Genomic DNA, 11,421 nt, shown 5'->3' with positions numbered 1-11,421 from the left:
TATGCCGAACGTCGTCGTCATCGGAGCGCAGTGGGGAGATGAGGGCAAGGGCAAGGTCGTGGACCTGCTCACCGAGCACGCCCAGGTGGTCGTGCGCTTCCAGGGGGGCAACAACGCTGGCCATACCCTGGTGGTGGGTGGTCAGAAGACGGTGCTGCACCTGATTCCCTCGGGCATCCTTCACGCGGGGAAGACCTGCGTCATTGGCAACGGGGTGGTGTTGGATCCCGCCGTGCTGGTGAAGGAGATTGACGCTCTCAAGGAGCGCGGTTTCCTGAAGGACGAGTCGCACTTCCTCATCTCGGACAACGCGCACGTCATCTTCCCCTGGCACAAGCTGCTGGACACGTACCGGGAGAAGGCTCGAGGCGTGAGCGCCATTGGCACCACGGGGCGCGGCATTGGTCCGGCCTACGAGGACAAGGTGGCGCGCCGGGGCATCCGCGTGCGCGACCTGCTCAACTCCGAGCGGCTGCGCAAGCGCATTGACGAGCGGCTCCCGGGCGTGCGCGACGAGCTGCGCGAGCTGTGCCGCGCCGCCAACGAGCCGGCCCCTGAGCTGGACGCGCAGAAGTTCCAGGAGGAGTTCTCCGCGCTCGGCGAGCGGCTGCGCCCCTATGTGCACGACGTGTCGCTCTACCTGGCGGGCCAGGTGCAGCGCGGGGCACGCATCCTCTTCGAGGGTGCCCAGGGCACGCTGCTGGACGTGGACCACGGCACCTACCCGTTCGTCACCAGCTCCAACTGCGTGGCGGGCAACGCGGCGGTGGGCTCGGGCCTGGGTCCCACGGCCATCGACAAGGTGATGGGTATCAGCAAGGCCTACACCACGCGCGTAGGCGGGGGTCCGTTCCCCACGGAGCTGACGGACGAGACGGGCGATCGGCTGCGCAAGGTGGGTGACGAGTTCGGTGCCACCACGGGCCGTCCGCGCCGCTGCGGCTGGCTGGATGGCGTGGTGCTGCGCTACGCGGTGCGAGTCAACGGCCTGTGGGGCCTGGCGCTCACGAAGTTGGATGTGCTCTCCGGCCTGAAGACGCTGCAGATCTGCAACGCCTATGAGCTGGACGGTAAGCGCGTCACCGAGCTGCCCGGGGACTACGAGGACCTAGCTCGCGTCAAGCCCGTCTTCGAGACGCTGCCGGGCTGGGACGACAAGCTCGCCGGGGTGCGCACCTTTGACGAGCTGCCGGAAAACGCCAAGCGCTACGTGCGCCGCGTGGAGGAGATCTGCGGCGTGCCCGTCGTCTGCATCTCCGTGGGTGCGGACCGCGGCGAAACGGTGCTCCTGCAGAACCCCTTCCGGAGCTAAGCGGCCCGGAGCGGAGAAACTCCGGACACCCGGAGTTTCCTGGAAGTCACATCCTCAACTCCCTCGCCAGGAAAGCGAGGGAGTCGGTGGCGCATGTCAGCCCTCCGTCTTAGCTTCAGGGGTATGAACGGGGGCGATCAGAAGGCTGGCAAGCAGGTGTTCCGCCCACACGCTGTGCTCGCGGCCATCATGGGTGCCGCGACACTGCTCTGGCTGGGCGTCCTGGTGTACCTACTTCGCTTCGACGGAGTCCCGGTCCAGACGTTCCTCTCAGCGGTCTTCTTCGTCCTCTTCTTCGGTGTGTCGGTGACGTACTACGGCCGCACCCGCATTGTGGTGGACTCGGGAGGGATGACGTACCGGGGGCTGGTGCGCACGCGGCGCTTCTCCTTTGCGGACATTCGCAAGGTGGAGGTAATGCCCGGGCCAGTGACGGTGTACGCCGTGCGTGGCAGCCGGGGCTTCGTGCACTTCACCAGCCTCTTCGCACATCACCGCCACCTGGCGCACCTCCTCATCGAGCGCTCCGGTCTCACGCCGCTGCGCGCCTGAGGCTCAGGCCGCCATGGCGTAGGTGGCGAGGACCCCCCCCAGGGCCAGCGTCGCTCCGAGGCCGATGATCCACCACTCCCAGCGCACCCGCGGGCGCTCCGGCATGTCCTCGCCGGAGAGTGCCGCGGGTGGTTCATTTTCGTCGGGGGCCTTGTCCGGGATGGGGGCCTGGTCTGAGACGGGGGCCTCGTCCAGAACGGGTGGGGCAGGCGGAGGAGGCTCCGCCATGGGCGCCTGGAAGCGCAGCAGCGTCCGGCCCAGCTCAATGACGTCACCTTCGTAGAGAGGGGAGGGCGTCTCCACTCGCTGGCCGTTGAGGTAGACGCCATTGGGGCTGTCCAAGTCCTCCAGGAGAAAGGCTCCCTCCTGGTGGCGGATGCGCGCGTGGCGTCGTGACACAGCGGGGTCTCTCAGCCGCACGGACACCTCTCGGCCCCGTCCGAGCTCGGTGTTCGCCTCGGCGAGCGCGAAGGCGCGGCCCACGTCCGCCCCGGTGAGGCAGATCAGGGCGGCGGCTCGGGAGGGCGGTGGCTCCTCCGTGTCCATGAGGAGGTGTTTGAGCACGGCCACGGTGCCCACCTGCCGCTCGGTCTCCGCGTGGGGGTCCAGCACCTTCAGGCTCATGCTCTCGGGCAGGCCCAGCACCTCGCCGGGCAGCACGAGGCGAGGGACTCCCGGCGGCACCATCACGCCCCCCACCGTGAAGGTACGGGCGGCCTCCACCATTAGGCGTTGGCTCTCGATGCGCAGCGTCAAGAGGCTCGGGGGGAGCCCCTCCAGTCGCACCTGGTCCTCCTCGCCTCCGCCCAGCAGGTGGACGCCCTCGGGGAGCTCGAAGGGGGTGGAGGTGCCCAGGTGTTCGAATTCGAAGTGCATGGTGCTGGCGTGGCAGCAAGCCGGGTGCCGGGACGGAACGGAGAAATCGTGAGGGGTTGTTGCCTCCTGGCCGTCCCATCTCTCACCCTCCGTCCACGTGCGCGGACGCAACGGGCGCCCCTTCTCCGAGACATCGGCCAGGGGGGGGCCTAGGATTCGCGGCCTCGATGCGCCCCGCCTCCCACCTCCTGATGCTGCTGTCGCTCACGCTGCTCGCCTCTTCCTGCCGGGACGAGCAGGCCGGTCCGAAGCCTCGCAACAAGGCCTTGCCTCCGCCCGCCCAGGCTCGCGTGTTGGATGCCGCTCCGGCGGATCTCACCTGGCGCAGCGGCGCCACGTTCGCCGGGGGCGCGGTGCGTTACCTGGGGACGCGGCTCTCTCCTCCGGTAGCGGTGCCTGGCCAGCAGGTGCAGCTCGCGCACTACTTCGAGGCGCTGCGCCCCATGCCCCAGGGCTGGGAGTTCTTCGTGCACGTGGTGGACCCCGCCTCCGGGCAGATGATGGTCAACGCGGACCACGCTTTCGCGGGCGGCGCGGCCCCGCTGGGCTCCTGGCCCGTGGGCAAGGTGGTGGAGGACGTCCACACGGTGCCGATGCCCCCCTCACCTGGCCAGGTGGTGCTGGGCTTCTGGCAGGGGGACTCGCGCCTCCCGGTGGATGACCCCAACGCGCACAGGGGCGACAACCGGATGTTGGGCCCGCAGCTCGGGGGCGCTGCTCCGTCGCTGCCCGAGTACACCGTCCGTCGTGCACCCAAGGCTCCGGTCATCGATGGCGAGCTCGATGACGCGGTGTGGAAGGACGCAGCCCCTGTGGTGCTGCACGGCAGCTTTGATGGTCGCCCGGTCTCGCTGCGGACCGAGGCGCGTCTGGCCTACGACGATCAAAACCTCTACGTCGCGTTCGACGTGGAGGACCCGGACATCTGGGGCACCCTGCGCAAGCGGGACGATCCCATCTACGAGCAGGAGGTGGTGGAGATCTTCCTCGACGCCAACGCGGACGGCCGCACCTACAACGAGATGCAGGTGTCTCCGCACAACGTCAACTTCGACGCCTACTTCCCCGCGCGCCGCAAGGGCATGGACCTGAGCTGGGACTCGGGGATGACGACGGCGGTGAAGGTGCGCGGCACGCTGGACAATCCGGAGGACCGGGACGAGGGCTGGCGGGTGGAGATGAAGATTCCCTTCGCCCGGTTGGCTGAGGTGCCTCACGTTCCGCCGCAGAAGGGAGAGCGCTGGCGCTTCAACCTGTACCGGCTCGAGCACGTGAAGCGGCAGCAGGTGGAAGGCCAGGCCTTCTCCCCACTCTTCGTGGGGGACTTCCACGCGCTGCCGCGCTTCGGGTGGCTCGTCTTCGAATAGACGCTACGAATGAGGGGAGAGCTCCCACGGGGCGTCCGCGACGGAACGCTCGGTGGGGTCCCCCAGGAAGCGCAGGAAGCCGCGCAGCTCGAGGGTGTCGATGAGCTCTTCGGCTTCCAGCTCGGAGAAGCCCTTCGTTTCCACGAGCAGGTTGCGCATGAGGGACTTGCCACGCAGGTAGCCCACGGGCTCGCCAGGGCCCAGCATGTGCTTCAAGTCAGCGGTCAGCTGCCGCAGATCAAGGTCGTCGGAGATCATCGCCTCAAGGGTGGTGATGGGCGGTGACCGGGGCAACCGGCGCCACGGGAGTCGGGGCCTCGGTTGTCAGGAAGGTGCTCAGGCGGACATCGTGCCCGTCGCTCTCCAGGGTGATGGCTCCGTGCACATCCGTACGCAAGCACTCGGTGCCCAGGTGCTGGTAGCGCGCTTCCACCTCGGGATGGGGGAAGCCGAAGCGGTTGCGGCGACCCACGCAGAAGACGACGAAGCGGGGACGCAGCTGCGCGAGGAACTCCTCCGTGGAGGAGGTACGCGAGCCGTGGTGCGGCGCCTTCATCACCGACACAGGCCCAAGTCGTCCGCTCGCGAGCAGCGCGGCCTCGCCTTCTTCCTCCACGTCCCCGGGAAGGAGCACGGTGACATCGCCATGGCGCACGAGCAGCACCACGCTCTTGTCATTCACGCCCTCCATGAGCTCGCGGTCTACCGGAGGCCCGAGCACCTCCAGGCTCGCCTCGCCCAACGCGTAAGCAGGATGTCCGAGCTGCACCTCCTCCACCTGCGCACCGGTAGCCGTCTCAACGAGCTTCCGCGACAGGGGCCCGTCGGCGCTGCCCGCGGACAGCCAGAGGCGCTCAGTGGGCACCTGCTCCAGCGCGGAGATGAGCCCAAGCGCGTGATCCGGGTGGGGATGCGAGAGGACAGCCAGGTCCAGCCGATCGATGCGTGAGGCCTTCAAGAAGGGCACAACCACGCGCAACCCCGGGTCCGCACCACCGGGCACGCCGCCGCCATCCACGAGGGCATGGTGTCCCTGGGAGCTGAGCACCACCGCGTCTCCTTGACCCACGGAGAGGAAGGTGATGCGCAGGCCAGGCTCAGGCACGAGGCGTGGGACGACGAAGACGAGCACCAGCCCCACGGGCGCGAGGATCCCACCCATGCGCCAGCGCCGCTCGCCCAAGGCCCAGAAGGCAAGCCCCGCGGCGTAGAGCAGAGAGGCCGCGAGGCCGAAGGAGGGCAGGTCCATCGTGGCCAGTGGCACGTGCGCGAAGAAGCGGGTGAGCCACAGGAGCAGCTGCGAGGCCCACGCTCCTCCCCATAGGAGCGGCGTGGCCAGCACGGGCGCCACGACATAGAGGGCCGCGCCTCCCGCGGCGAAGCCGGTGAGCAGGCCGCACAAAGGCATGCAGACGATGTTGGAGATGAGCCCTGCGAGGCTCGCGCGGCCGAAGGTGCCCGCCACCAGGGGCAGGCTGGCCACGGTGACGGCGACGCTCGCGCAGAACGTCTCCAGCACCGTCTCCCGGGTGCTCGCGAGCAGCCGTTTCAGCCGATGGGCTTCCTGTGGATCCGGGGGAGGAAGCGGAATGGCCTCGCGCAGGGCAGGGGTGAGCAGCAGCAGGCTGAAGACAGCGAGGAAGGAGAGCTGCAGCGACAGGTCCGCGACGCTCGAGGGCGTCCAGGCCACGAGGAGCACGGCGGCGGAGGCGAGGCTGTTGAGCCCATCAGCCCTCCGCCAGAGGGCGAGTCCCAGCAGCACCCCGGTAGCCATCACCGCCGAGCGCACCGCGGGCGGTTGATTGCCGGTGAAGACGACGTAGGCCCAGACGAAGGGCACGGAGGCGGGAGCCGCCAGCCGGCGGGCATCCACGCGCCGCAGGCTTCGCAGCCGAGCCCCCGCCAGAACGAGCAGCCAGCGCAGCAGGGCGAGCGTCATGAGCGCCAGTGCCGCAACGTGCAGCCCACTCACGCTCAACACATGCGCGAGCCCACTCCGGGAGAAGTCCTCCTCCAGGTCATCATCGAGCGCGGCGCGCTGTCCGGCCGCCAGGGTGAGGAACAGGGCTGCCGCATCGGCCGAGGGGGCCACGGCCCGCACCGCTTCAGCGAGCCCCTCCTGCGTGCGCACCAGCTCCACGCGCCAGCGCGAGGGAGGGGACAGCACCAGCATCCCCGCCGTCTGAAAGCTGCCGGTGAAGGCGAGCCCCTGCCGCCGCCGGGTTGCGGAGAAGTCCTTTTCTCCGGGATTCGAAGCGGACTCGAGCGGTTTGAGCCGGGCCTCCACGCGCAGCCGCTGTCCGGGCAGCAGCGACGGGGGCTTTCCCTGGGCATAGAGGCTCGCGTGGAAGCGGGCGGGGGTTCCGCTGCCGGTGCCCACGCGGGCCACGGACAGAAGGATGCGGGTCGCATCCTCGAAGCGCTCCACGCGCTCCACTTCTCCCTCCAGGACCGCCGTCCCTCCTTGTGCGAGCGAGAGAGACGGCGGCACATCGGCCCCGGCTTCCAAGGAGGCCAGCCCCGCGCCCGTCAGTCCTAAACAGAGGAGCACTCCCAGGTGGGAACCAGGCAGGCGGGCAAGCCCCAGGGCGGCAACACCCAGAGCACCAGCTGCCATAAGTTGGAATAATCCACCAAAGGCGTTGGTTCTGAGGCCAAATCCCGCGCCGAGTATCAGGCTCAAAGCGGGGAAGAACAAAGGACGCGCGGTCAGATCGCGCCACGAGTAACGGCCCACCATCCACCCCCACCTTCGACCCAATCCGTCCCGTCGTGGTGCATCGTCCTACCGAGCGAGCGCACACACGTAAAGGTACCCAGGCTAGTCGGGAAAATCCGAGCGGGTCAAGGCTTCAATGTTGCTGGTAGGGGTGAATTGTGGTACTCGTGGTGCGCTTTCCGAGGCCGGGTGTCGAGTCGAGCCGAGCCATCCCAAGGAGGCGGTAACGAGTGCAGACGAGCTTCAAGACCGGCGATAAGGCGGTGTACCCCGGACAGGGTGTGGGCGAGGTGATGGGCATCGAGCACACCGAGGTCGCCGGGCAGCGCCAGTCCTTCTATGTGCTGCGCATCCTGGAAAATGGGATGCGGATCATGATCCCAATCAACAAGGTGGGCTCGGTTGGCCTCCGGGAGATCATCAGTGAGGAGGACGTCAAGCAGGTCTACTCCATCCTGAAGGAGAAGGACATCTCGGTGGACTCGACGACGTGGAATCGTCGGTACCGCGAGTACATGGAGAAGATCAAGACGGGCTCCGTATTCGAGATCGCCGAAGTTCTGCGCGACCTCTACCTGCTGAAGGGAGACAAGGATTTGTCCTTCGGTGAGCGCAAGATGCTGGACACGGCGCGCTCGCTGCTCATCAAGGAGCTGTCGCTGGCCAAGGACTGCTCCGAGGAAGAGATCGAGTCGGATCTCAAGAAGATCTTCAACCTCGCCTGATCCACGTCGGGTGGAGGTAGAAAGCCCCGGTTCCCCGAAGGTGGGGACCGGGGTTTTTTCATGTCCGACGAGTCGCGGGAGCTGCGGGAGGAGCGGGAGCGGCGCATCGCCGAGCTGGAGGCGCGGATCCAGCGGCGTGGGGTAGGGGTGAAGGCTCCGGTGGCGCTGCTGGCCATGGCGGTGGCTGGGGTGCTGCTGGGGATGATGTGGAAGGATCTGGCGTACTTCTTCTCACCGGGGAATCCCCTCACCCTCGGTGCGGAGGGGGCGTACCGATACGAGCTGTTGGAGTCCAACCGCTACGTGCAGTTGCATGGAATCCCGACCTTGCGAGGAGCCTATGGGCGCGAGGGCGAGGACGTCTACGTGGTGGTGGGATTGCGCGAATCGCCGTTCCTCGTGCGTCGGCGGGCACTGCCGGGGGAGGAGTGGGCGCCAGGTCAGGTGCCGAGGCAGCCGGATCAGCGACCGTTTGCGATCCGAGGGCGGCTGCTGGCCGAGGAGGACGCGGAGCGCTACCGGGAGGGCTTCAAGCTGCTGAGGGAGCTGGGCGAGGTGCAGCCCAGGGATGGGCGGCTCTGGATGGTCGTGGAGGGGGCTCGACCGAGAGGGGATAAGGGGTTGCTGCTCATGGCGCTGCTATTGACGGCCTTCATCCTGACAAACGCCGCGTTGCTCCTGCGGAGCTTCAAGAGAAAGCCCGGGTAGACCCACGCTTTGGGACCTGAGCCGTACCTGCTCTGAAAGGAGGTCTACCGCGCGTCCGCCTGCTTGGTCCCAGCCAGCAAGTGGGCCTGCGCGAGGGCTTTGCGGATCCTGGGTGCGAAGGAGCCCCACCCCTTGGAGATTCGTTGGTCGAGCTCGAGCGCCGTGGAGAGGTGTTGGATGGCAGAGGCAGGGTCCTGGGCTGCCAGGGCGGCATTCCCCGCCCTCCACTCCTCCTGGAATTGCGAGAGAGAGGTCGCCAGCTCCTCCAGGTGCGCACGCCGGGCCAGTGAGAGCGCGGATTCGACATTTCCGGTCTCATAGAGGGCAATGGCCTCGGATGCGGCTTCTCCCTGAGGGCGAGGAGTGTCGGCAGGGGTAGGCTTCGCGGAGGCGACTCTCTCCCGGACTCCTGCCTCCCGCGACTTCGAACTCGCCGCCTTCGGGACGTGGAGCGCCGCCGACTCAGCGATGGCTTGCGCACTGAGCGCATGTTTTCCCGTGGCGACCTGTGGCTTTCCACCCCCCTGCATCACGGGAACAGGCGTGGCGGGCACAGGTTCCCCGAGCGCCTCAACGACGGACGAGGCCTCGGCGCGCACGGAGGGTTCGGTTTCGTGGCTCGGAGGTGAGTCGAGCCCCTCGTGAACCTCAACGCTCTCCACAGGGCTGGAAAGCTCGTCGCGCGAGCGCATCCACCGTACGGCGGCAAGCGTGAGGAACACGGCTACGAGCGAGCCAGTGGCCGCCGCGAGCAGCACAAGGCGGTGGGTGCTCAGGCCCACCCGGAGCGAGGAGGCAGCGCGGTTCGAGGAGGCCCGAGGATGCTCGGAGGTAGAGCCGGGCCCACGCACTCGAAGGAGCGCATTGCCAAGGGCAATCTCATCACCGGCGCGAACTTCCAGCTCGGCAGAGAGGCGGGTGCGGTTGACGTAAGTGCCGTTCTGACTGCCGAGGTCTTTCAGGGTGAGGTGGTCACCCCGGCGGGTGAGCTGGGCGTGCCGGCGGCTGATCGAGGGGTGCTGCAGGCGCAGGTCAGACGTGGAGGCCCGGCCGAGCACGAGCACGCCCTGCTTGACGGGGAGCAACTGCCCGGCACCGGGGCCCCGCTCGACGTACAGGAAGGCGGGGGAGTGGCCTGGGTCCTCGTACTCGCCGGAGTCGAAGCGAGCGGGCAGCTCGCGGTCTCGGCCCTCCCGTGAGGCTCCACCCGAGCCGTGGCGAGGGCGGCGGCGGGGGCCAGCGGGAAACTGGGGGACGCGCTGGGGGCGTGGATCGTCCGCCTGGAGGGGGGCTACCTCGTCGTCATCGAAGGGGAGCTCGACCTCCGGCTCCGGGCGCGACACCGTCTCCCCGGGGGGGCGGGGGACGCGGGGTGGGCGCTTGGGATTGGGAGGACTCATGGGGGGGTATTCTCCCAGATTCAACGGCCGACGGAGATGGGGGCGGGTCGGGGAGCCGAAGGATAGTCTTTTTTCGGCGGCCTGGAGTGCCAACAGGGCACCAGAGTTGACCGGGAGTGTCAGGCATTTGTGGTCCGGGGCGTGTGGAAGTCCTAGAGTCCTGCTTTCCAAGCCTGGATCCTGACCAGTGGAGGTTCTCGCACGTGGCCGCAGCATCGATTCGCCTCTTCAACACGATGACGATGCAGAAGGAGACCCTGGTGCCAGCGGTACCGGGCAAGCTGGGGGTCTACGTCTGCGGCCCGACGGTCTACAGCTACATCCACATCGGCAACGCGCGGACGTTCACGTCGTTCGACGTGGTGGTGCGCTACCTGCGCTACCGCGGTTTCGACGTGAAGTACGTCCGTAACTACACGGATGTGGACGACAAGATCATCAAGGCCGCCCAGGAGACGGGCGAGCAGCCGGTGGAGCTGGCCGCGCGCTTCGTGAAGCTCTTCCAGGAGGACGCGCGAGCCCTGCACCTGCGTGAGCCGGACGTGTCGCCCAAGGTGAGCGACCACCTCGCCGAGATCATCAGCATCATCCAGAAGCTGGTGGAGAAGGGCGTGGCGTACGAGTCCCAGGGCGACGTGTACTTCTCGGTGAGGCGCTACCCGGAGTACGCGAAGCTGTCGAAGCGCAACCTGGACGACCTGTGCGCGGGCGAGCGGGTGCAGCCAGGCGAGCAGAAGCACGAGCCGCTGGACTTCGCGCTGTGGAAGGCCGCCAAGCCCGGCGAGCCCGCGTGGGACAGCCCGTGGGGCAAGGGACGGCCGGGCTGGCACATCGAGTGCTCGGCGATGAGCGCGAGGTACCTCGGGGAGACGTTCGACATCCACGGGGGCGCGTTGGACCTGATCTTCCCGCACCACGAGAACGAGATCGCCCAGAGCGAGGCGGCGAGCGGAAAGACGTTCGCGCGGTACTGGATGCACTGCGGCTTCCTCGATCTCGAGGGGGCGAAGATGTCCAAGTCGCTCGGGAACGTGGTGCGGCTCAGGGACGCGCTGGAGAAGGTGGACGCGGAGGCGCTGCGCTTCTTCTTCCTGTCGACGCACTACCGGCACCCGCTGGGCTTCACGGACAAGGGGCTGGCGGATGCGGAGCAGCGCATGGAGTACTTCTACGAGACGCTGCGCAAGGTGGACGAGCGCGTGGGCGGGAAGGACTTCGGCAAGGGCGCGCTGCACGGCGAGCCGGGCAAGTTCCTCACCGAGTTCGAGTCGCAGATGGACGACGACTTCAACACGGCGGGCGCCCTGGGCGCGCTCTCGGGCCTGTTCGCGTTGATGAACGAGCTGACGGACAAGCCGCCGGTGAAGGACAAGGCGCTGGTAGGCAGGACGCTGCAGGCGCTGCGCGAGGACGTGCGGAAGGTATCCGCGGTCCTGGGCCTGTTCGAGGACGAGCCGGCGCAATGGCTGCTCAGGCGGCGTGATCGGGCGGTGAAGGAGCGAGGCATCGACGTGGCGCGAGTGGAGCAACTGCTCCAGGCGCGCGCGGATGCACGCAAGGCGAAGAACTTCGCCGAGGCGGACCGGGTTCGCGACGAGCTCAAGGGGCTCGGGGTGGAGATCATGGACACCGCGGGCGGCACGGTGTGGAAGGTGGCCGCGCCGAGTGCTTGAACCCTCTCCCCCCGAGAAGGGGTGGGGGTGAGGGTCTACCGCTCAACCATCCGAGCGAAGATCCTTCCTGCGAGGCCGGGCAGGTCATG

10 protein-coding genes are annotated in these 11,421 nt (G+C 67.8%); 6 read left to right on the top strand and 4 right to left on the bottom strand.

All coding sequences use genetic code 11. From position 1 onward, the window contains the following. Position 1 precedes the first annotated feature (1 nt). A complete protein-coding gene (locus tag F0U60_RS36930) occupies positions 2–1,312 on the top strand; it encodes an adenylosuccinate synthase (RefSeq protein WP_395806746.1) in 1,311 nt (436 codons plus the stop codon). Positions 1,313–1,501: 189 nt separating this feature from the next. Then, the gene (locus tag F0U60_RS36925) at positions 1,502–1,864 is read left to right on the top strand and encodes a PH domain-containing protein (protein ID WP_395825625.1); all 363 of its coding nucleotides are present in this window, start codon (positions 1,502–1,504) and stop codon (positions 1,862–1,864) included. 3 nt (positions 1,865–1,867) lie between these two features. Here F0U60_RS36925 and F0U60_RS36920 read toward each other — a convergent pair whose 3' ends face one another. Further along, positions 1,868–2,740 carry an FHA domain-containing protein gene (locus F0U60_RS36920; RefSeq protein ID WP_395806745.1) on the bottom strand — a complete coding sequence of 291 codons (873 nt, stop codon included), beginning with the start codon at positions 2,738–2,740 and terminating at the stop codon, positions 1,868–1,870. A gap of 167 nt (positions 2,741–2,907) precedes the next feature. On the opposite strand from F0U60_RS36920, the gene F0U60_RS36915 reads away from it, so the two are divergent. Next, positions 2,908–4,107, top strand: coding sequence for a carbohydrate-binding family 9-like protein (locus tag F0U60_RS36915; protein ID WP_395806744.1), 1,200 nt, complete (start codon positions 2,908–2,910; stop codon positions 4,105–4,107). 3 nt (positions 4,108–4,110) lie between these two features. On the opposite strand, the gene F0U60_RS36910 is transcribed toward F0U60_RS36915, so the two are convergent. After that, complete coding sequence (locus tag F0U60_RS36910; protein ID WP_203406432.1) at positions 4,111–4,365, bottom strand: hypothetical protein; 255 nt, start codon at positions 4,363–4,365, stop codon at positions 4,111–4,113. A gap of 4 nt (positions 4,366–4,369) precedes the next feature. Continuing rightward, entirely contained in the window at positions 4,370–6,724 is a 2,355-nt protein-coding gene (locus tag F0U60_RS36905) for a DNA internalization-related competence protein ComEC/Rec2 (protein WP_395825622.1), read from the bottom strand. Positions 6,725–7,056: 332 nt separating this feature from the next. Here F0U60_RS36905 and F0U60_RS36900 point away from each other — a divergent pair, with 332 nt between their 5' ends. Next, complete coding sequence (locus tag F0U60_RS36900) at positions 7,057–7,551, top strand: CarD family transcriptional regulator (protein ID WP_013939202.1); 495 nt, start codon at positions 7,057–7,059, stop codon at positions 7,549–7,551. Positions 7,552–7,611: 60 nt separating this feature from the next. Beyond that, entirely contained in the window at positions 7,612–8,259 is a 648-nt protein-coding gene (locus F0U60_RS36895) for a hypothetical protein (protein ID WP_395806743.1), read from the top strand. Positions 8,260–8,303: 44 nt separating this feature from the next. Here F0U60_RS36895 and F0U60_RS36890 read toward each other — a convergent pair whose 3' ends face one another. Then, positions 8,304–9,659: an FHA domain-containing protein gene (locus F0U60_RS36890; protein ID WP_395806742.1), complete on the bottom strand. Its 1,356-nt coding sequence runs from the start codon at positions 9,657–9,659 to the stop codon at positions 8,304–8,306. Between the two features lie 203 nt (positions 9,660–9,862). On the opposite strand from F0U60_RS36890, the gene cysS reads away from it, so the two are divergent. After that, positions 9,863–11,332: a cysteine--tRNA ligase gene (gene cysS / locus F0U60_RS36885; RefSeq protein ID WP_395806741.1), complete on the top strand. Its 1,470-nt coding sequence runs from the start codon at positions 9,863–9,865 to the stop codon at positions 11,330–11,332. Positions 11,333–11,421 lie beyond the last annotated feature (89 nt).

The sequence above is a fragment of the Archangium minus genome (assembly GCF_044360475.1).
Classification (GTDB): Bacteria; Myxococcota; Myxococcia; order Myxococcales; family Myxococcaceae; genus Archangium; species Archangium minus.
This window is presented reverse-complemented; position numbering and strand designations above follow the sequence as displayed.

What these genes read in the sequence shown, in the direction of transcription:
- F0U60_RS36930 (WP_395806746.1), top strand. Translation starts at nt 2, where the DNA reads ATGCCGAACGTCGTCGTCATCGGAGCGCAGTGGGGAGATGAGGGCAAG.
- F0U60_RS36925 (WP_395825625.1), top strand. Translation starts at nt 1,502, where the DNA reads ATGGGTGCCGCGACACTGCTCTGGCTGGGCGTCCTGGTGTACCTACTT.
- F0U60_RS36920 (WP_395806745.1), bottom strand. Translation starts at nt 2,740, where the DNA reads ATGCACTTCGAATTCGAACACCTGGGCACCTCCACCCCCTTCGAGCTC.
- F0U60_RS36915 (WP_395806744.1), top strand. Translation starts at nt 2,908, where the DNA reads ATGCGCCCCGCCTCCCACCTCCTGATGCTGCTGTCGCTCACGCTGCTC.
- F0U60_RS36910 (WP_203406432.1), bottom strand. Translation starts at nt 4,365, where the DNA reads ATGATCTCCGACGACCTTGATCTGCGGCAGCTGACCGCTGACTTGAAG.
- F0U60_RS36905 (WP_395825622.1), bottom strand. Translation starts at nt 6,724, where the DNA reads ATGGCAGCTGGTGCTCTGGGTGTTGCCGCCCTGGGGCTTGCCCGCCTG.
- F0U60_RS36895 (WP_395806743.1), top strand. Translation starts at nt 7,612, where the DNA reads ATGTCCGACGAGTCGCGGGAGCTGCGGGAGGAGCGGGAGCGGCGCATC.
- F0U60_RS36890 (WP_395806742.1), bottom strand. Translation starts at nt 9,659, where the DNA reads ATGAGTCCTCCCAATCCCAAGCGCCCACCCCGCGTCCCCCGCCCCCCC.